This window comes from Bacillus thuringiensis, assembly GCF_022095615.2.
Classification (GTDB): Bacteria; Bacillota; Bacilli; order Bacillales; family Bacillaceae_G; genus Bacillus_A; species Bacillus_A cereus_AG.
Genome location: NZ_CP155559.1, coordinates 2,221,251 through 2,242,240, shown reverse-complemented (window position 1 = coordinate 2,242,240; position 20,990 = coordinate 2,221,251). Strand labels below are relative to the sequence as shown.

Here is a 20,990-nt window from a genome sequence, read left to right as displayed (position 1 = left end):
ATCTTTTTTATTTATAGGTAATTTTTTAAACTACATAACTTATTCCATAAACAATAAAATGTAAATCATAATTTTTTATACCAACTTAACAAAGAGTAATTTCTCAATTATTTTATCACCTATCCACAAAAAAAATATAACCCCCCTAACAAAATTAGGAAGGGCTATATACAATTGCCAGTTCAAATTTCAAACAGACATTGTAACAAATTAGACGATATTAATACCTGCGCTTACAAATCCAGCTACTGCAGCTATTGGACTTGCTGCTGTTAACGAAACATACAGTAGTATTTTATCTCCAGCAGCTACCGGAATAGCTTCAGGTACGATACCTGATGCTGTGTCCAAAATAGCGATAACAGCAAATGCCGGTGTTAATAATAAAGGTGCTCCCTGAACTGTAAACGTATTACTTGCTGCTGGCGCAGTTAATATTTGTATCTGCACTTGAACAGGTGATAATGGAGCTAATGCAGCTGTTGCACTAAAGAAACCTGCTAGTGACGTAATAGTCCCTGCTCGTGGTGCTACGAATGCATAATCACCTACACCTAACGCTAATGTGATACTTGTTCCACCTGTTAAAGCAACGCCAGGCTGACTAAATCCAAATCCAAGTAGAGTTCCTGTATTAGCTACTAATGCGTTAACTAACGCAGATGGTGTTGTACCTGAAGCGAATGGAATAATAGCTCCACCACCAGTTGCACCAGTTGCTCCTGTTGACCCTGTTGCACCCGTTGGACCTGTTGCTCCTGTTGGGCCTGTTGCTCCTGTTGGGCCTGTTGCTCCTGTTGGGCCTGTTGCTCCTGTTGCTCCTGTTGCTCCTGTTGGACCTGTCGGGCCTGTTGCTCCTGCTCCTGTCGCTCCTGTTGGACCTGTTGCTCCTGTTGCTCCTGTTGCTCCTGTTGCTCCTGTTGCTCCTGTTGGACCTGTTGCTCCTGCTCCTGTTGGACCTGTTGCTCCTGTTGCTCCTGTTGCTCCTGTTGCTCCTGTTGGGCCTGTTGCTCCTGCTCCTGTTGCTCCCGTTGCTCCTGTTGCTCCTGTTGCTCCTGTTGCTCCTGTTGCTCCTGCTCCTGGAGTAGCGCCAATTAATTGAGTTAATAAATTTAATAGAAGTTGTAAACTTGCAGGATCAATAATTAAAGAGAAGAAGAATGGTGCAAGAGCACTGTAGAATTGTTGTAATAAAGAAAGTAATTCGCTTATGTCTGGATTAGGAGATTGGAGTACATTGATAATACTTTGGATTAATTGTTTTAAATAATTACCTTCTGGAGATGGTGCTAATCCATTTAGTAAATTTAGTAGCTGAGTAAACAAATTGAGTAAATTTAATCTGTTTGCATCACTTGGATTTGCAAAAAACGCTGCAATAGCCGAAATTAAAGAATTTAGTAAAGTGATTAACTGTCCTAATTGAGTGCTAGTAATTGGAACAGTTTGTGGATTATTACAACATTCTGGTGTGAAAACTATCGGATTGCAGTTATTGTGACCAAAACAATTGTTATGTGACATTTATTTCCTCCTGACTTGTCTTATAGTTGAGTGTTTTCCTATTCTAAGAACTATAAAATTTTGCATAGATTTAATTCACTTAAAGTAGGAAACATGAAAGATAATTAAACTTTAAAACTTTATTTAATTATGTTCATGACTCACATATTAATTATATGTTTTTAATAATTGACTGCTTAGATTAAACACCTAAACTGAAGAGTTTATTTTATTTTTCCACGTTTATCTCTTAAGTACAAAAACACAAATTAATCATTAGCATATAAACAAAAGTAAAAACACCCATTCTTCAAATAATTAACCCAATATCATTACTAAAATTGTGTTCCCTTTACTATCATAAAGCTGTTTCTATTATCAAAAACTCTCATACAATATAGTGGACAAGTTATTGTATACTTCGTTCCAAATAAACAATTAAGGGAGTGAGAATTAATTGCCTATTATTCAACCATTTATGGCATCTAGAAGATTTACATCTACACTAGGAGCTGGAACTGGCACAGGTGCAGCTTTTGCGGTTGCTGCAACAGCTTGTTTAAATGATGCAGGCACTACTGCAACAGCTTTTCCGACTTTTACGTATTACAACTTATATGTAAATGGCATTCTTCAACCTAGTGTGAACTCCAGTGTTACTACTGGACCTACTGGTGCTATTACAATTCCTGGCGGAGATGCATTAGACGGCGGAATTCCAATTACAATCGAATTTATCGTCACTTAGTGTTATCTACTTTAAAGTAAAACAAAAAGACAGCTTCTTTTTTTTAAGAAGCTGTCTTTTTTAATTAATAATGATAAATTGCAAAATAATTGATGAACCTTGTGATGGTGGTTGATCATCCAACAAAGTTAGCTGACCAGCACTGACCTGATAAAATGGTTGTGGCTGAAGTATTCCATTAATAAACAAATTAATATATGAAACCTCATCAGGAGATAATATGTGAGTTATACCATATTGAGCAATCCCATCTGAATCTGTATATATAAGTTTCTCTCCATCAGCAAAAGTGTAAAATAATAAATTAGTTGTTGTTATGGGACCAATAACTCCAGTTGGACCTGTTACGCCCGTTGCTCCGGTAGGTCCTGTTAAACCCATCGGTCCCGTTAAGCCCGTTACTCCGGTAGGTCCCGTTAAACCCGTTGGTCCTGTTACTCCCGTTGCTCCGGCAGGTCCTGTTAAACCCGTCGGTCCTGTTACTCCCGTTACTCCGGTAGGTCCTGTTAAACCCGTCGGTCCTGTTACTCCCGTTGCTCCGGTAGGTCCCGTTAAACCCGTTGGTCCTGTTACTCCCGTTGCTCCGGCAGGTCCTGTTACTCCCGTCGGTCCTGTTACTCCCGTTGCTCCGGTAGGTCCCGTTAAACCCGTCGGTCCTGTTACTCCCGTTGCTCCGATAGGTCCCGTTAAACCCGTCGGTCCTGTTACTCCCGTTGCTCCGGTAGGTCCTGTTAAACCCGTCGGCCCCGTTACTCCTGTTACTCCCGTTGGACCTGTTGGAATATAAATTGGTGGAAGAACCGGAAAGGTAGGTCCAATATTTTCAGGTCCTATCATACCTTTATTCAACGATAATTTGTCATTGCGGTTCAATTTAATACCTCATTCCACATATTTTTTATTCATTTAAATCATTAAAATCTATTATTAAAGAATAACTTAATAACTATTCTCTTTTTCTTTTCAAATAATTAACCTATTAAACATTTTACCATTGTTATAACTACTACTAAAAACTCTCACTTCCCAGCTTTATTTTTTATTCCACAATATCCACTTCAACGGATGTCCCTCTAACAATTATACGAATCGATTAAAAAATGATTCATTCTTTTTTATAAGACAACTTCTTACATACTTAACTAATAAAGCGAAAGTTTAATTAGTAGGAGTTTTATACGTCCCCCACTAATAATTAGTTAAACAAATCGGTCGTTTACGTGAAGCCTGACTCCCACCGAATGTCTTTACTCCAGCTGAATGTTAAGATGCGAGTATTACTGCCCGTTAATACGGGATAATAAACACATTACACTATATTCATAGTAGAAATTATCTATACTAAATTTTCCGTATATACATTATCAATTTACACTTCTCCCTACCAATGTTACATTAAATACGAAGACAGTTTCTCAAATGCGAACCATCTCAATACGTTTTTGAGAAGCATACTCCAATCCTATACGCGAGAGCAATACTATGTCGACACTCAAACGAGTGTCTTTTTTTATGAATTTTCAAAAATAAAACCATCTCTAATAGATGGTTTATCAACACACATTTCTTTATATTTTTGATGTAATCGCAAGTTTATGTAGCTGGATAATAAATGGTCATACTTAACCGAGTTAGCGTACTTCCAAAATTATGATAAGAGTGCTGTCTATCCGCCTTAAAGCGAATTGAATCTCCGCTATTTAATTTATATTGACAATCATTTATTTCAACCGTCAATTCCCCTTCAAACACCGTTATAAATTCTTCGGTCCTTTCTTTATGACCTTCTGAAATTAATTTTCCTTCTGTTTCAATTTCAACCGTATAGATTTCAAAATTCCTATCATCTTGAAAAGGAAAAGAAGGATACACTTTATATCTCCCACTGTCTTCTGATAATACTTGTACATCATTTCGTAAAACAACTTTCGTATCTGGTTGCGGATTATTGATTAAAGAAGTAAAAGACACTTTCAAACCATTAGCGATTTTCCATATCGTTGTTAATGTTGGGCTTGACTCTCCTCGTTCAATTTGTCCAATCATCGTTTTACTCACACCTGTTAATTGAGAGACCTTTTCTAAACTCATTTTCTCTTTTTCACGTATTGTTTTTAAATTTTTTGCTAAAATAAGTTGAATTTCTTCCATAAGAAACACTCCTACACTATATACAATATAACGACCGTTATGTATAATAAAAAGCACACGTTATATTGTTCTTTTCGGTCATTATAACACACAATAAATCATTAGGGGGTTTTGAAATGCCTATATTTTCTTTTTTGTTATTTGTTTTTATAAGTAGCTTCACACCTGGACCTAACAATTTTTTAGCTATGACATACGCCAAGCAACATGGTTTAAAAAGGAGTATGCAATTTTGCTTTGGAGTAGCTTTCGGTTTTTTCATCCTCACTTCCTTATGTAGCTTCTTTAATATTGTACTCATCAATATCCTACCCATAATAGAATTCCCTTTAAAAATTTTAGGTGTAGCATATATGCTATATTTAGCTTTTAAAATACTCACTAGCAAAACTAGTACAGATCCCGATGAAAAACATAATAAAAACTTATTTACAGTGGGGATTTTTCTTCAATTTGTTAATCCTAAAGGGATACTCTTCGGGTTGACTGTAGTGTCAACTTTTATTCTCCCTTACTATAATTCATTTTCAAGTTTTCTACTTTTCTCATTATTTTTAGGTATAGTCGGGTTAATGAGTACATTTAGTTGGAGCTTATTTGGTTCCATGTTCCAAAAACTTTTATTAAAGCATACTAAAACGTTTAACATCATTATGGCTGTTTTATTAGTTTTCAGTGCTATTTCAATTGTAATTAATTAAATTCAAATTTTTTCTTTTTAAATATATGTTTAGTAATATACTTGAAATTTCCGATGAACCTCCCACTTACATGTATTACTTATTAAATATTAAAAGAGGAATCTTCTATATCTAATCATATTTATACGAGATAAAATGATAAAAAGAGGATTACTCATTATGAGTAATCCTCTTTTTATGTCCTATCGTTTTTTAAATATTCGGTTCCACTAAACTAGAACCTTTACTTTACTTAACTTCATACCACCAACCTTTGCGATCAAGCCAGCCTTTCATACCATTTAATTGATTATCTGATGTTGGATCGGAAATAAAATATGTTAATCCATCAGGCTGTAAAATAAATTTAGCTGTCATTTTAACTGAATTTAAAGCTTGCATAGCTTCAGGAACTTCATACGGTGAAAAAGCGCCTGATTGGATAATATTTTGTTTTGATGGCGGAGTTGTCCCACCAGATTGCCCAGTTAATGCATACACAATTGAATTTGCAATCTTATCTGGATTCCATTTTGCCATATCTGCTTCATTATCAATAAATCCAAGTTCAATTAAGATTGCAGGTGCTTTCGTATTCGATAACACATAAAGATCTTTTCGTTCCTTTGCACCGCGATTTGACCAGCCAATATCTTTTGAAAGTTGTGCCGCTATCTTTGCTGATAAAGCTTGTTGGTCATAGTACAAAACTTCAACACCATTAGCTTTCGTATCATATGAGTTTAAGTGAAATGAAACTACTAAGTCTACATCATGTGAGTTTGTTTTTGATACAATGTTATTTAAATTTTGTGCTTGCGTTGTCCCTACTTCATCGGTATCATCATAAACTGTATGCCCCAATGCTCTTAATTTAGCAACAACTGCATCCTTCACTTGGCGATCCATAATGTGTTCTTTCCGATTCCCATAATTCGCGCCCTGTACAATACTATTGTGCCCTCCATGTAAACTATATCTAGCCATTGTTCAACATCCCCTTTTTTTATTACTATATTCATAGCTCGTCTTATTGTCTGGTCAAATATCCAGTACATCTCCAGCAAACAAAATTTGGGCACTAATCTATTTTTAAATTTTTAATTCTAGATTATCTATTTTCTAAAACAAAGGACTCATAAATAAAAACCACAACTAATATTTTCCAGTTGTGGTTTTTACGCATTTAACCTATTTATTTCAAAATCTTTTTATTATAATACTGAAAAATACGTTATAATATAAGTTACTGTTCTTTAGGAGGGGTTTAATGGCTGATAAATATAAATTGTTGATACTCATTGTTACAGCATTTTTTTCTTTCTTTTCCTTAATAAAAGATTTCCGTAACACTTCAAAAAGTTTCTTTTGGGGGAGTTTTGCAATCCTAACAAGCTTTATATTATTATTAACTCACGCTTTAGAATTAACTCCTATACTTCTCTATTCAGCACAGATGGCTCTTGAGATTATTACAATTCCACGTAAATTAATTCTTCCATCTAGCACTGAAGTTGCTAGTTTTTGCTAACAATTCGTGTCTCTTAAAAAATCCGATTTTATATTTCTAATTATCTTTACAAACATAAAAATGCGGTTTCTCTGTTCTAGAGAAACCGCACCATATTAAAGTTTTTATTAAAATTTAAACTGACTCGTATACAGATCAAAGTAAAACCCTCTATCTTCCATAAGAGATTCATGATTCCCTCTTTCCAAAATACTTCCATCTTTTATAACAAGGATTTGATCTGCTTTTTCAATCGTTTTCAGTCGATGAGCGATTACAAAACTTGTTCGACCTTTCATTAAATTATTTAGCCCTTCTTGAATTTGTAATTCTGTTCTCGTATCAATATTAGATGTTGCTTCGTCGAGAATTAATATATCTGTATCTGCTAAAATTGCTCTTGCAATCGCAAGAAGTTGTTTTTGTCCTTGACTTAAATTCGATCCTTCTGAAGCAATTTTTGTTTCATATTGATTCGGTAAATGCTTTATAAAAGAATGTGCAGATGCTGCTTTAGCGGCATTGATTACTTCTTCATCACTAGCATCTAATCGGCCATAACGGATATTATCCATAATCGTCCCAGCAAATAAATACGTATCTTGTAAAACTACTCCTATTTTGCTTCGCAACGAATTCATATCATAATCTTTTATATTTTTCCCATCGATATGGATTTGTCCTTGCTGTATATCGTAAAAGCGCGTTAGCAAATTAATGATTGTGGTTTTGCCCGATCCAGTTGGACCAACTAAAGCAATTGTCTCCCCTGGTTGTGCTTTAAGACTCACTTCTTTTAAAATCGTTTTATTTTCCTCATATCCAAATGAAACATTCTCGAGTGCAACATGCCCTTGTAAATTTTGTACAATGAATGCATCTTTTTTATTTTGGATTTCCGGTACTTCATCCATAATTTCAAAGACACGTTCTCCACCAGCAACTGCCGCTTGAATCGTATTCATTAAAGTTGCGAATTGACTGAGTGGTCTTGAGAATTGACGAGAATAATTAATAAAAGCTGCAATAACACCTACTGTTGTCATTCCATTTAAAACCATTACTGATCCAGTCCCAATTACAAGTCCCATACCTAAGTTGTTAATAAAATTCATACTCGGAAAAATAAAAGCTGAAAATGTATCTGCCTTCGTTGCTGAAACTCTTAGTTGTTCATTAATTTTATTGAAATTTTGTACGGTTTCTTTTTCTTTCCCGTATAACGTTGTAACATCCGCTCCTGTTATAGCTTCCTCAATGAATCCATTTAATTCTCCTAAATCTTTTTGACGCTTTGCAAAGTTTTTACCACTATAAGCAACTAGTTTTTTTGTAACGAAAAACATAATAGGTACTGTAATTAAAGTAACAATTGCTAAAATCCAATCCAATGCGAACATCGCAATCGTCACACCTATAAAAGTTAGCGCTGAGGAAATAATTTGTACTACACTTTGTGTCAACGCTTGATTCAAATTATCTATATCATTTGTCACACGACTCATTAAATCCCCTTGCGAACGTACATCAAAGAACCGTAAAGAAAGCGTTTGGATTTTCTCAAAAATATCTTGTCGTATTCTTTGTATCGTTTTCAATGCAACATTAACCATTACGAATGTTTGTAACCAAGTTAATAATACTGTTACACCGTAAATCGCGATAAGTAACAAACACATTCTCGCCGTACCGCTTAAATCTTTCGGTACAATATATTGATCGATAATTACTCCCATTAAATATGGACCTAATAACCCAAGTAACGTCGTAACAAATACTAAAAATATAACGAACGTAAGAGCAGCCTTTTGGTACCCCATATAGTTCCATACTCTCATTACAGTTCCTTTCGTATTTTTAGCTTTACCTATCTTAGGCGAGTTACGCCCACCTTTATTAGCAAATTGCCCTTGAAAATTACGCATGTTCTTTCCCACCTTCTTTATTTAAATTACCACCTTGGGAAAGATAAATTTCTTGATATACCTCGCATTGTTCTAACAATTCCTCATGGGTACCATCACCAACTAATTCACCGTTATCTAAAACGAGAATTTTATCAGCATCTATAATAGATGAGATTTTAGAGGCGATTAATAATGTTGTTGTTCCTTTATATTCTGTTCTTAATGCCGATTGAATGTTAGATTCTGATTTCGCATCAACTGCTGATGTAGAATCATCTAATATAAGAATGGATGGCTTTCTCACAAGTGCCCTTGCAATTGATACACGTTGTTTTTGTCCACCTGATAAATTCGTTGCACCTTGTGTTAAATGATATCGATAAGAATCTTCCAGCTTTTTAATAAACTCAGTCGCACAAGCTGATGAAGCCGCTACTTCCAGTTCGTCACTTGTTGCATCTTCTTTACCATAACGTAAGTTCTCTTCTATACTACCTGAAAACAACAATGCCTTTTGAGGTACAAAACCTATTGAACCACGAAGTTTTTGTAAATCGTATGCCTTAACATTTATTCCATCAATGCATATTTCACCTTGATCAACATCGTATAAACGCGGTAACAGTTTTGCTAACGTAGATTTACCGCTTCCTGTAGAACCGATAATCCCTACTTTTTCACCTTTACATATGCGAAATGAAATATCTTTTAAAACATATTCATTATTTTTCGTGTAACTATAACTAACATCTTTAAAGTCAATATGTCCCTCGATTTGCTTAGGTGCAATCGCATTTGTTTCGGTCGTAATATCAACCTCAGTATTTAAAATTTGCTGTACACGATCCGCAGATGGAAATGCTCGCGCGATTTGCATAAATACCATGCTTATAGACATAAGTGACATTAAAATAATATTCAAATAGTTTATAAACGCTAAAATAGCTCCTACTTGAAGCGTTCCATCAAATACTTTTTCTCCACCAATCCATAATGTTGCGACAATCCCGCCGCTTACAACTAACATAATGATTGGCATCATTATGGAAATTAGTTGCACCGCTCGAATATTTATCTTCGTTAAATTTGTATTAACATTTCCAAACTGAGTAATTTCATATTTTTGTCTTACATACGCTTTAATAACACGTACTCCAGATAAATTTTCTTGTAGCTTTGTATTCACTTTATCTAATGCTTCTTGCACTTTTTTGAACGTTCCGCTCGCTTTACTTGCAATGAATATAATCGCAAGTAATAAAATTGGAACAACTACAAGTAATATAGGAAATAACTCGCGTGCTGTTACAAAAACAATTATTATACTTCCGATAAATAACAAAGGACCACGAACAAGAACACGTAATGTCATCGTCATCGCCGCCTGAATAGAAGTAACATCATTTGTCACAATCGTTAATAACTTTCCAGTTCCAAACGAATCACGATTTTCACTAGAAAATGTTTCTATTTTCGCAAACACATCTTTTCGTATGTCAGTAGCGAAATTAACAGCTGCTTTTGTAGAATACATCATACACCCAAGTCCTCCAACTAAACCGAGTGCTGCAGCTCCTATCATAAGAATTCCCATTTTAATTACATAATTCAAATCACGGTTTGCTATCCCAACATCAATAATATGTTGCATAATAGTCGGTTGAATTAAGTCCATCGCAACCTCAAGTACCATAAATAGCGGTCCAATTATAGCGAAGAACATGTATGGTTTTAAATACTGTAATAACTTGCGAAATGATTTCATACATAATCTCCTTTTCCCATGAAATTACCACTAAATAATTCATATCCCTCCTTATTTAAGCGATGTAGTTTGTAATTTCTTTCTTATTCCTATTATATTATGTAAATTAATATTTAACATTATTAAATGATACGCATTAATGACTTTTCGGTCAATAAATGTGCTTTATATTAAGCAATTAGAAAAACCGTATTCTTAAATTGAAAGAATACGGTTTTTATCTATATAAGTTAAACTGCAAAATTTATTCTCAAATTCATTTTTTCAGGTGGACTTCACATGTATAAAACTATTTTAATAATATGTATACTTATATCCACCTCAAAAATATCTATATTAACATTTAAAACTCCGTTAACACTGGGAATTTATATCCTTTAAAATCTAATTTTTTATTACTTCGAACCATTAAATACTTACTAGACTGTAACTCTTTAAATTGTACATCCTCAACCCCTAATTGATCTGGAGAGAAGTAAAATTCGATTTCTGTAAATCTTTCAGCGATTTCCCCGCATATTTCATCTAAAACTGGAATTACTGGTGCAAACACTCCATATAATTTCAACCTGCCATTATCTACTTCATACACAATTAGAGCATCTAGCTTCTCTGAATAATACAATTTCTCATTCCATTCCGAATCATGCATATTCAAATAAAACGAAGGTTGGAAGTTTAATGTTGAAAAATTATTTGAAAGTCTTTGGCTACTATCTATAGTTTCATGTATTAACTTTCTATCCTCTTCCATATAATAATCTAGCTCTCTAAGTAAGGAATCATTATTAATCATTTTATTATATGGAATAGTCATCAAATATTCCTGCACAACTTTAAAACCAAATGATGCATATAGTTCGGGTTTTTCCGTAAACAATAATGTACATTCACATTTCTTATCGATTTCTTCTATCATTTTACTCATTAATTGTGTCATGAGTCCTTGTCTACGAAAATTAGGGTGTGTCATTACCGATTGAATGCCCGCTGCATTTATTCTTTCACCATTTATTAGCAATGGCAGCGAAAATGCCGCAACATTCGCAATCGCTTTATCGTTATGTGAAAATGATATAGCTTTGTATGTATCATCCCAATAACCTCTCTCTGAAAAATCATTCAATGTTTGAATTGTAATTCCAAACACTTCTTCAAATAAAGGAAATAACTGCTCTCTTTTCGGTTCTTCTAAAAGAAGTTTTTCAAAATTTTCAACATTCCCCATGCTGTCCCTCCATACGTTAATTCCATCAAATTAGATATAGTTGTAGAACCTGCTCTTAAAGTAATAGGTCTTACCAATCAATATACTATCATAAAATATAAAAAAAGAGTCTAATTAATTTTATGTTTTGACTATTCGAAAATAAGTCGAATAAAACAATATTAAGATTTTTGAATATTAATAAGTTTATTATATAAAAATAGTGCTTTCTAAGTCGTTTTTACTAATAGAAATGCACCATTTATAAATAAAATTTTTTATTATTTTTTTCCTTCTAGCCTTTCCTCCGTATTAATTTCTTCTCCTTTGATTCGCTTTTCAAATGTATTTCTCCAACTAGCAGAAAGCGCATGTACTTCTAAGATTCTTTTTACCCCTTCCATATTTTGTTTTTCCTTATGCATGATACGATTAGCAAATGCTACTGTCACACCTTTCGGATCAGACTTCATTAACTTTAACGTATCAACAGGTGATACCCACCCTTCTTTTAATACACGAAAATAAAACCCTGTATATCCTGTTTCTTGAAAATATAGTGGTAACTTTGGAATATTGTATTTCTTAGCTAATTTAAAACAAGGTTGTCTTGGCTGCGTTACTTGTACAATTGCTTCTCCAATTTGAAATGTATCACCAATACAAACATCCTCTTCGTACATACCACTAATTGTTATATTTTCTCCAAATGCTCCATATACAAGTTCTTGATTCAACTCTTTTTCCCAATATCCGTAATGTTCTCCCGAATACACACAAACCGCCTTATCTACTCCACCATGATGAACTAAATCCGCTTGACCATCTCCATTAAATTTTACAAAGGATAAAAATACCGATACCTTTACTTGTTCCTTATTTATGCCTGTATGAATTACCTTTCCGCCATATGTAACCTCTTTCGGTAACCCTATATTTAAAGATAATAATTGATATTCATTAGCCATTCTATTTCCTCCTTTAAGGGGGTTCCATTTATTTTCTCTCGATATATTTTCACTACTATCTCTTTTATATAAAGATGATTATAAAACCTAAAAAATCATTGTTCAATCCAATTATTTATATAATAATGATAGGTAAAACCTATCATTATACTTGAGGTGATCCCAATCGAATTACGACAACTTGAATATTTTTTAGCTGTTTCAAAAGAATTGCATTTCACAAAAGCAGCTGAGAAATTAAATATTTCACAACCTTCACTAAGTCAACAAATACGTGCATTAGAACATGAAGTAGGAATGCCTCTTTTCGATCGCATTGGTAAAAGAATATCTTTAACTGACGCAGGAAGGATTTTATTATTACATAGTAAAACCATATTTCATGAAGTTGAACAAGCTCGTTCTGCTATTCAAGACTTAAACGGATTACAGCAAGGTTCCTTAACAATAGGATCATTGCTAACCGTAGTAAATTATTTACTACCCTCAGCTATTTTAAATTTCAATCATTTATATCCCAATATAGAACTTTCTGTATTAGGACTTCGTACAGGAGATATTCGTGAAAAATTATTACAAAACGAACTAGATATTGGCATTACATTTCTCCCGATGCAAGATAAAGAGATTATTTCTACCCCTCTATACAAAAGTGAGCTTACATTAGTCGTACCAACCGGTCATCAATTAGCTGAACATAATCATGTATCTATTGCTGAATTACAGAACTACCCTTTAATTCTTTTACCTAAAAATTTCTTTTTAACCGAATTAATTACATCACATTGTCAAAAATTCAACTTTAAACCAAAACCAATTTTAGAAATTAGTACGATGGAATCTTTAATCCAAATGGTTTCAAAAGGAATGGGAATTACAGTATTACCAAAACCTTATATAGACTTTCTGCAAAACGAAAACATTCAAGCTATCAAAATAGAAAATCCTACTCCAACAATTGAAATAGGACTTATTTATAGAAAAGATAAATATATGTGCGCTGCAACTCGAGAATTTATTGAACAACTAAAAAGAACAGTTCGTTCTTTACAAAGCTAAACGAACAAAAGAGATTATCCTATGAAACCGTTTCACAACGACTTAGTAGAATAATCTCTTTTCATAATGAAATAAAGCATTATCTATAAATTTCAGTGTACCTTTTTGGAAATTGGAATATATTTCGTAAAATATGCCCCCACGAGCAATAAAACAATTGAAATTAACCAAATAAAAATGCCGCCAAAGTTTAACCAATATGCAAGTGAATTTAAGATTGCTAGTGTAAAGAAACAAATTGAAGTTAACGCACTCTTCAATCCTTTTACCCCTGCTTTTTTTCTTTTTTCATAAGTAATATACATTAAAACGAAAACAAATAAGATAAGAACAATCGGTAACACTACTTTTAGCAATGGCACTACCTCCCCTAATATACCTTACTATTACCATTTTATCTCATTTGTTCTTTTTGAATCAATTAATTATACTCTTCTCTCCAAAAGTCAGCATACGTTTTATTTTTAAATTTCACATTTACTTCAGAAAATAAAAGACTTCCTCCAACTTCCAACGAGTACCAGTCGTTTAAAATTGGTGATCCGAAACAAATCTTCATTGTACGATTATGTAAATCAAATAAGACAGAATGCAAAGTTCCAAACCATTCTTCATAATTATGTACTGTCAGCCCAGCAGGATATTCTTTTTCTACTAATCCTTTTAAAGACTCCAGACTCACTAGTTCATTTCGATTTAAATATTCATACAATGTGTGATATCTGTTTGTAGATTGTTCTAATCTTCTATTACTCAGTTTTTGAATAGGTAAACTGATTGCATGGTTTGTTGATACGATAAAATCTTGGTTTTCCTCATCAATTGGAGTTATTGATTTATACCCGTCAAATATTTCAATACGCGCTGCGTCTAATGGATCTGCTACTATTAGATTAATATTACTAGCAATCGGTATTTCTTCTATTAGTGACTTAGCCTCCTGTACATTTTTGCATTTCTCCAATAACACTCGAATTACCGCAAAACATTGTAAACCACTTAATACTGGCTTTCGCAGCCCCTCAATATTTCCTACTGGTTGACCACATGCTGAAAATGTAACAGCTAATCCATGCTCGTTAATCCCTTCCGTTCGGCCAAAATATTGAGTAGAAAAACCACTATGTGCATACGCACCTTCAACATGAGTTGAACAAAAACGCATATCATCTATTTTTGGTGACAAATCATAGTTTCTTAATACATAGGTATGCTTTAAATCTGTCTTTTTAGGTAATACGACACAATGACTACATCCTGCTTTTAATAACGTTTGATAATAATACATCATATGTTTAGCAGGAATTTTCAACACTTCACAAAAACCTTCAATTTCTTCATTAATTCCAGGACAATATTTATGTAATATATTTCTGGATTCAGTCCAATGGTGATGCGATATTAAGTTTTCTTTCTGTATAAATTGTGGAATGAGATAAGGATTTTGTTTCACAAACTCCCCTTGTTGCTTACCGATTTCATAATGACTTCCTGTTAGCGATGAAAAATACCCCTTTACTTGATACATCTAATTCCTCCTTATTGAATTTATCCATATCGTACCAAATAAATTTTATACATTCTTGATGTTTTTTACTGTCTTTCAAATCAAATGTGGCTGGGATAAAATAAAAACTAGGAAACTGTAATCATTAACAGTTCCTTAGTTTTCTTAATACTAAATGATTCCCTCTTCCACTATCGTTTCTGCAATTTGAACCGAGTTCCAAGCCGCACCTTTTAATAAATTATCGGAAACGATCCAAAGATGGAATCCGTTTGGTATATCAGGATCCTTTCTAATTCTCCCGACAAATGTATCTATTTTCCCTTCTGCATATAATGGCATTGGATACAACTGTTCACTTGGGTTATCTTGTAATACAACACCTGATGCATCCAGCAACACTGCTCTTATTTCTGCAACAGTTGCTTCTTTTTCAAGTTCAATATAAACCGATTCTGAATGACCTGATACAACCGGAACACGCACACAAGTAGCTGCCATTTTCAGGTTTGGGTCTTCTAAAATTTTCTTCGTTTCTTGAATCATCTTTACTTCTTCAAAGGTGAAATCATTATCAGTGAATATGTCTACTTGAGGCAATACATTAAACGCAATTGGATAATGCTTTTTATCTTTCTTCACTGGTAATATAGTGCTCTCAACCTCTTCACCTGCAAGTATTGACTTAGCCTGTTCTTTTAATTCATGAATCGCATGAATTCCCGAACCTGACACAGCTTGGTATGTGGAAACAATAATTCGTTCCACTCCAAATGCTTTTCGAATTGGTTGAAGTGCCGTCACCATCTGTAATGCTGAACAATTCGGAACTGCTATAATACCTTTATGATCCTTTAAAGTGTGCGCATTTACTTCTGGAACAACGAGCGGTACATCATGCGCCATTCGGTATTCACTCGTGTTGTCAATTACGATTGCACCACTAGACACTGCATGATTCACAAATTGTCTAGAAACTTCTCCTCCAGCGCTAAAAAAGGCAATATCCACACCTTCAAAGCTAGTTGTTTTTGCTTCTTTTATAATGAGCTCTCGCCCCTTAAATTGTACTATCTTACCAGCCGATCGGTTTGACGAAAGCAATGTAACTTCAACTATATTAAATTTAGTTTCTTTCTCTAACAATTCAATAATTTTCTGCCCAACTGCACCTGTAGCACCCACAACAGCTACATGATAACCCTTTTCAATCATCTTTTCTCCTCCAATATCACTTAAATGAATATTTCTACAATTTTATTTTATAAAGAATTTAACCATTCGGAAAATTGAAATACATGATATAATCATTCACAAATCATGATAATAAAAGAGGGATCGCTTATGGAAATGAGACACGTTAAAACATTTTGTGCCATTGTAAAGCACGGTAGTTTTTCTAAAGCTGCTCAAGCGTTAGGGTATGCGCAATCTACTGTAACAGCGCATATGAAAGCATTAGAAAACGATTTACATCTCCCTCTTTTCGATCGGTTAGGGAAAAAAATACTTCTTACAAAAGCAGGTCATCAATTTCATCCTTATGCTTTAGAATTACTTGCAATTTACGCAAAAGCACAAGAAATCCCTCAAAATACCGATCAATTAGAAGGTACATTGAGTATTACATCAAACGAATCATTAGCAGTGTACCGTTTACCACAATTATTACGTATTTACAAACAGAAAAACCCGAAAGTAAATATCGTACTTGAAACAAACACAAATGAACAAGCATTACAAAAATTACGTGAAGAAGAAACAGATGTTATTTTCATAATTGGAGAAAGTATGGAACATAATGATTTTATTACGCGTACTTTTAGTAATGAAACATTTGGATGGATTTTACCTCCCCATTACTCTACACACGCCAATCCATTTTGTTTATTAAAAGATACTCAGTTTATTTTTACTGAACAAAGCTGCGGCTATAGACCAATGGTAGATCGTTTTTTACGTCAAAGCGGCAATATTCCAGCTAAAACATTTGAAACTTCCAATGTTGAAGTCATTAAACAATCCGTTATGTGTGAGTTAGGGATTTCAATTCTTCCTCACATCGTTGTACAAGAAAGTTGTCAAAAAGAACAACTCTGTTATCAGCCTATTGAAACTCCATCAGTTATTCAAAGTCATGTAATCTATCATAAATCTAGATGGATTTCACCCGTTTTACAATCGTTTCTTTCCTTACTAGAGCGAGACTAAAAGGTGCACACAAAAAAGAGTAACTGCCTAATAAGCACTTACTCTCTTCCAATGTTATCTTATTTATTAGTCTGTCCCCCACCTGCAATTAATTGACTACCCGAATATGTACCTTTTTGCATAAACACTTGATTAATTAACTCTTTTTGTTCCGCTTCTGACATTACCCCTTTTCCTTCACCTAAATTCCCGCTTTGTAATTTCCAAATCTTATTGTGATCTGCGTCCATCTTTTCATATTTCCCTTGTTTCCATCTCTCTAAAATGTCTGCATATGTATTTCCTTGTACTAAATCATTGCTCTTTACAATATCAAGTAAACTTTCAATACGTTCTTGTGTGATAAAAATATAGCCCCACTTTTGATCAGCTTTCGTTTTTTGATGTGCCATTTCATGTAATGCTGTTTGTATGTTCTCATCTGTCCATTTGAAATTTTTATTAAAACCGCTATTCGGTAATGAATGATTGCCATTTTCTAAAAGCTTTGCATCTTCAGCTTTTACATTACTATCAGCTAGCACTTCTATTGCTGGAGCGGCTGGTGATGCCTTTTTCGCAGCTGGTTTACTATTATTCAAATAATACAGCATACCATATGTTAAACCTACACCGATTACCGCCATACCAGCTAAAATACCTATTATTTTAAATAATGTTTTCATCTTGCTTATTTCCTCCCACATATCCCATTCATAATATCTATTTATCAAAAACAGATGCAGCATCTCTTTTTTTCGCAGCCTACTAGCCTACTGCAATTTATTTTTTCATACTATTTTACATAAACATAACTTTCACTTTCTGAAATTGTTTTATCACTTCTTAATAAAGTCCCATCAAGATCTGAAATAATAATTTTTTTATACTTACATTTATTCTCCTTTCACAAATAATAACTCGAAATATTGATTATAGGTTGAACCAACTAAGCTTTTGCAGGTAGTTAATCTCTACCTATTTTTTCGCCTCAATTCAAGTCTCATTTTCATTTATTACATATTTACTATTTCCTGACACACATATATATTTCCTTATATTATATTTCTTTCTATTGTTAATTGAAAGATTATTCTGTCAAAATACCCCATCTTTTTTTATACAAATCTACCTCTAAGCATTTCGTTTTAAATTTTAAAAATATATGTTAGCCTAAATATAAATGAGATGAATAAATATGAGTTTATTGTATACCAGTTTATCCTTCTCAGCTCTTTCTAGCTAAATATGCTAATGCTATTAAGAAAAATGAAAAAATAAACTTATAAATTTTAAAATCAATATATAATACAAATAAAAACAACGAGTGCCTTATAAGGTACTCGTTGTTTTTATGCACGATGTTCTTTTAACCACTTCGTAATCGCATCTAACTTCGAAACATCAAAACGGCTCTCTTCACAAACATTTAAACTGTTTAAATTATTTACAATTTCTAATTCATTCGATTTTACACTTTTTGCTTCGATCACTTTGCAGTATCCGTCTGTAACGGCATTTAAATTTTCATAATAGCGTTGAAACGATTTGGATATATGTAAATGTTTTTCAAAGTTTCTTCTTCTTTTTGTCTCGTCAGATTCTTTCCGTTTTCTCAGCTCTTCATCATTCGTATATAAATAAAAATATTGATCAGGAAAACCAATTTCCCTATTGACCAGCTTTTCTTTATAAAAGTTTTCTATTAAAGATAATGGCTGATCAAATATTTCAAAATGGAAACACCAATTATAACTAAGTGGTTGATAAATGTCGCCATCAAGTATTACTATTTCATATTGCTTCGATTTCTGCATTGCTATATTCCAGCGCTCTACTTGTTTTTCAAAATACCATGTTCTGTGCTCATTTTTTGGTCTTTCAAATAAAAAATTCACTTCGGGTATAATATAAGCACCATAATTCTTTTCTAACTCCCGACACGTTGTGCTCTTACCAACCGCACTTGCTCCCTCAAACGCTATAATCCCCATAGTTTCTCCCACTTTCATTAACTTAAATTCCCTTGTTTCGCTTTCCTCCCCCACAACTGTCTCCATAAAATAATTGAAGCGATAGAAAGCATTATTGTTGTTATGATACTCCCCTCAATTCCGAACGAGCCTCCATGAAGGGATTCCCCTCCGTTTGTTACAGGTTTAAAAAGTGGTGTAGAGTACATTGTCATTCCACTAACTGCAAAACCGAAAACATTATATTGTGCCCAATTCCAAATGGAATGCCATGCGCATATGCCCCAAAGACTACTATCTTTCAAAACGTAAAAAGCTGCAAACACACCAACTAATATTATATTCGATATTGAAAGAATTGTAATACCTGGATTTAGTAAATGAAGAAAACCAAATAAAAAAGAAGTCACAACAATCCCGACCCATATACGGCTTCTAACAGAAAGAACTGGAAATAACCACCCTCTAACAACAATTTCTTCTGTCGCACCTTGTATTAAAAAAGCAACTAAAGATCCCACAATCCCAAGTATAGCGGTTGATGTAATTTGTTGCATTTGTAGTTGTACATTTCCTGTTAATAAAAGGAGCATAACTGGTATTGAAATGAAAACAAAACCTATTAATGCACCTTTCAAATATTTTCTTATCCACTGATTACTCCAAAAGCCAATAGATGAAATTGATCTTTTTTCTACGAATCTGATCCATAAAAAAACAAAAAATATAGCTCCGCCAAACGTCAATATCATCTCAATATCGCTATAAATTGCCTTCATTAAAAGTGTTTCTGTTTTCGGTAAAAACAACATAAATAACATGAACAATTCACCTAACGTTAAAAATACAATTGCAAGTATAACAGCGAATACTGGATGAACTTTTTTTCTTCCTTCTTTGGCTGCTTCAATTATTTTAAATTGAGTAAATTGCAATATTTTCGCCTCCTTAACAAATACATCAACACTATTCTTATACTATATATCGTTTTCCTAACACAAATTTCCAATAAAAAAACTTCTCAGTTTAGCATAAACCCAAATTAGGAATAATATATAAATAAAAGAGATGACTTTGTGCGTTTTACTATTATCACCAAGATTATTCACTGGTATTACCAGCACTTGCTATTTCCCACCATTTGTTGTAAGATAGTAATTAAGGTCAATTTAACACTGTATTTTCTTTGCATATTATCAAGTATCAATCAGGAACATTTTATACTCCTTATGGGTTTTTGATAATATGTGAACTTTTATTTTTCATTCAAATAAGGCCGATCATATTGTAATCTTTTTAAATTTTAGGAGGCATTACCATGACATTAACAGGTAAAGTAAAATGGTTTAACAGCGAAAAAGGTTTCGGTTTCATCGAAGTTGCAGACGGTAACGACGTATTCGTTCACTTCTCAGCTATCACTGGCGACGGCTTCAAATCTCTTGACGAAGGTCAAGAAGTTAGCTTCGAAGTTGAAGACGGTAACCGTGGACCTCAAGCTAAAAACGTTGTAAAGCTATAATTCAAACAATAAAAAGGTTGTTACCAGCACGGTTAACAACCTTTTTAATATATAACTAAAATTTTTTACATAAAAGGAGTGGTTATATGTATCGCAATCGAAAGAACGATGTAGCAGAAGTACCACCAGAACAAACCCCTGTCTGGGAATGTGAAGCAGAGGATTGTTTAGGATGGATGAGAAAGAACTTTTCATTTGAAGAAGAGCCTAAATGCCCTTTATGTAAAAGTAGCATGAAAAGCGGAGAACGTTTATTACCTAAGTTAGGTTAATTTTTATTTAACCCCTCTTTTATAAGAG

General features: G+C 33.5%; 21 protein-coding genes and 1 pseudogene. 7 read left to right on the top strand and 15 right to left on the bottom strand.

What is annotated here, in order from left to right:
• Window positions 1–210: 210 nt before the first annotated feature.
• On the bottom strand, window positions 211–1,524 hold the full coding sequence (locus tag KZZ19_RS11515) for an exosporium glycoprotein BclB-related protein (protein ID WP_237981118.1): 1,314 nt from the start codon (window positions 1,522–1,524) through the stop codon (window positions 211–213).
• A gap of 436 nt (window positions 1,525–1,960) precedes the next feature.
• On the opposite strand from KZZ19_RS11515, the gene KZZ19_RS11510 reads away from it, so the two are divergent.
• The gene (locus KZZ19_RS11510; RefSeq protein WP_001121652.1) at window positions 1,961–2,251 is read left to right on the top strand and encodes a DUF4183 domain-containing protein; all 291 of its coding nucleotides are present in this window, start codon (window positions 1,961–1,963) and stop codon (window positions 2,249–2,251) included.
• Between the two features lie 60 nt (window positions 2,252–2,311).
• Here KZZ19_RS11510 and KZZ19_RS11505 read toward each other — a convergent pair whose 3' ends face one another.
• Together KZZ19_RS11505 and KZZ19_RS11500 are read right to left on the bottom strand one after the other, a co-directional pair.
• On the bottom strand, window positions 2,312–3,124 hold the full coding sequence (locus KZZ19_RS11505) for a DUF4183 domain-containing protein (RefSeq protein ID WP_348638036.1): 813 nt from the start codon (window positions 3,122–3,124) through the stop codon (window positions 2,312–2,314).
• Between the two features lie 720 nt (window positions 3,125–3,844).
• A complete protein-coding gene (locus tag KZZ19_RS11500; protein ID WP_226545350.1) occupies window positions 3,845–4,459 on the bottom strand; it encodes a helix-turn-helix domain-containing protein in 615 nt (204 codons plus the stop codon).
• Window positions 4,460–4,518: 59 nt separating this feature from the next.
• Between KZZ19_RS11500 and KZZ19_RS11495 the strand changes: the two genes are divergently transcribed.
• Window positions 4,519–5,103, top strand: coding sequence for a LysE family transporter (locus KZZ19_RS11495; RefSeq protein ID WP_098342502.1), 585 nt, complete (start codon window positions 4,519–4,521; stop codon window positions 5,101–5,103).
• 228 nt (window positions 5,104–5,331) lie between these two features.
• Here KZZ19_RS11495 and KZZ19_RS11490 read toward each other — a convergent pair whose 3' ends face one another.
• Complete coding sequence (locus KZZ19_RS11490) at window positions 5,332–6,069, bottom strand: N-acetylmuramoyl-L-alanine amidase (protein ID WP_098342503.1); 738 nt, start codon at window positions 6,067–6,069, stop codon at window positions 5,332–5,334.
• Between the two features lie 283 nt (window positions 6,070–6,352).
• On the opposite strand from KZZ19_RS11490, the gene KZZ19_RS11485 reads away from it, so the two are divergent.
• Window positions 6,353–6,613: a hypothetical protein gene (locus tag KZZ19_RS11485; protein ID WP_098342504.1), complete on the top strand. Its 261-nt coding sequence runs from the start codon at window positions 6,353–6,355 to the stop codon at window positions 6,611–6,613.
• 107 nt (window positions 6,614–6,720) lie between these two features.
• Here the strand turns inward: KZZ19_RS11485 and KZZ19_RS11480 are convergent, their stop codons facing one another.
• From KZZ19_RS11480 to KZZ19_RS11465, 4 genes are all read right to left on the bottom strand, one after another.
• A complete protein-coding gene (locus KZZ19_RS11480) occupies window positions 6,721–8,517 on the bottom strand; it encodes an ABC transporter ATP-binding protein (protein ID WP_237981116.1) in 1,797 nt (598 codons plus the stop codon).
• The gene (locus KZZ19_RS11475; protein WP_237981115.1) at window positions 8,510–10,264 is read right to left on the bottom strand and encodes an ABC transporter ATP-binding protein; all 1,755 of its coding nucleotides are present in this window, start codon (window positions 10,262–10,264) and stop codon (window positions 8,510–8,512) included. The genes KZZ19_RS11480 and KZZ19_RS11475 overlap by 8 nt, the downstream gene beginning before the upstream one ends.
• Before the next feature lie 343 nt (window positions 10,265–10,607).
• Window positions 10,608–11,492 (bottom strand): GNAT family N-acetyltransferase, encoded by an 885-nt coding sequence (locus KZZ19_RS11470; protein ID WP_237981114.1) that lies wholly within the window; start codon window positions 11,490–11,492, stop codon window positions 10,608–10,610.
• Between the two features lie 260 nt (window positions 11,493–11,752).
• Entirely contained in the window at window positions 11,753–12,439 is a 687-nt protein-coding gene (locus KZZ19_RS11465) for an MOSC domain-containing protein (RefSeq protein WP_237981113.1), read from the bottom strand.
• A gap of 156 nt (window positions 12,440–12,595) precedes the next feature.
• On the opposite strand from KZZ19_RS11465, the gene KZZ19_RS11460 reads away from it, so the two are divergent.
• Entirely contained in the window at window positions 12,596–13,498 is a 903-nt protein-coding gene (locus tag KZZ19_RS11460; protein WP_237981112.1) for a LysR family transcriptional regulator, read from the top strand.
• A 92-nt stretch (window positions 13,499–13,590) separates the two neighbouring features.
• Here the strand turns inward: KZZ19_RS11460 and KZZ19_RS11455 are convergent, their stop codons facing one another.
• The 3 genes from KZZ19_RS11455 to KZZ19_RS11445 form a co-directional block, all read right to left on the bottom strand.
• The gene (locus KZZ19_RS11455) at window positions 13,591–13,854 is read right to left on the bottom strand and encodes a hypothetical protein (protein WP_141532584.1); all 264 of its coding nucleotides are present in this window, start codon (window positions 13,852–13,854) and stop codon (window positions 13,591–13,593) included.
• A gap of 65 nt (window positions 13,855–13,919) precedes the next feature.
• Window positions 13,920–15,026, bottom strand: coding sequence for a C45 family autoproteolytic acyltransferase/hydolase (locus KZZ19_RS11450; RefSeq protein ID WP_237981111.1), 1,107 nt, complete (start codon window positions 15,024–15,026; stop codon window positions 13,920–13,922).
• Window positions 15,027–15,176: 150 nt separating this feature from the next.
• Complete coding sequence (locus tag KZZ19_RS11445) at window positions 15,177–16,220, bottom strand: aspartate-semialdehyde dehydrogenase (protein WP_237981110.1); 1,044 nt, start codon at window positions 16,218–16,220, stop codon at window positions 15,177–15,179.
• Window positions 16,221–16,349: 129 nt separating this feature from the next.
• On the opposite strand from KZZ19_RS11445, the gene KZZ19_RS11440 reads away from it, so the two are divergent.
• On the top strand, window positions 16,350–17,216 hold the full coding sequence (locus tag KZZ19_RS11440; protein WP_237981109.1) for a LysR family transcriptional regulator: 867 nt from the start codon (window positions 16,350–16,352) through the stop codon (window positions 17,214–17,216).
• Window positions 17,217–17,275: 59 nt separating this feature from the next.
• On the opposite strand, the gene KZZ19_RS11435 is transcribed toward KZZ19_RS11440, so the two are convergent.
• The 4 genes and pseudogenes from KZZ19_RS11435 to KZZ19_RS11420 all read right to left on the bottom strand — a co-directional run bounded on the left by KZZ19_RS11435 (window position 17,276) and on the right by KZZ19_RS11420 (window position 20,103).
• Window positions 17,276–17,881 carry a PRK06770 family protein gene (locus KZZ19_RS11435; RefSeq protein ID WP_237981108.1) on the bottom strand — a complete coding sequence of 202 codons (606 nt, stop codon included), beginning with the start codon at window positions 17,879–17,881 and terminating at the stop codon, window positions 17,276–17,278.
• A 137-nt stretch (window positions 17,882–18,018) separates the two neighbouring features.
• Window positions 18,019–18,075 (bottom strand): annotated as a pseudogene (locus KZZ19_RS11430) (HAD hydrolase family protein); the annotation flags it as partial.
• 472 nt (window positions 18,076–18,547) lie between these two features.
• The gene (locus KZZ19_RS11425) at window positions 18,548–19,207 is read right to left on the bottom strand and encodes an AAA family ATPase (RefSeq protein ID WP_237981107.1); all 660 of its coding nucleotides are present in this window, start codon (window positions 19,205–19,207) and stop codon (window positions 18,548–18,550) included.
• Entirely contained in the window at window positions 19,207–20,103 is an 897-nt protein-coding gene (locus KZZ19_RS11420; protein WP_237981106.1) for a CPBP family intramembrane glutamic endopeptidase, read from the bottom strand. Before KZZ19_RS11420 ends, KZZ19_RS11425 begins: the two co-directional genes overlap by 1 nt.
• Window positions 20,104–20,486: 383 nt before the next feature.
• Between KZZ19_RS11420 and cspD the strand changes: the two genes are divergently transcribed.
• Window positions 20,487–20,690: a cold-shock protein CspD gene (gene cspD / locus KZZ19_RS11415; RefSeq protein ID WP_000176365.1), complete on the top strand. Its 204-nt coding sequence runs from the start codon at window positions 20,487–20,489 to the stop codon at window positions 20,688–20,690.
• Window positions 20,691–20,776: 86 nt separating this feature from the next.
• Window positions 20,777–20,962 carry a cold-shock protein gene (locus KZZ19_RS11410; protein ID WP_000286198.1) on the top strand — a complete coding sequence of 62 codons (186 nt, stop codon included), beginning with the start codon at window positions 20,777–20,779 and terminating at the stop codon, window positions 20,960–20,962.
• Window positions 20,963–20,990: the final 28 nt, after the last annotated feature.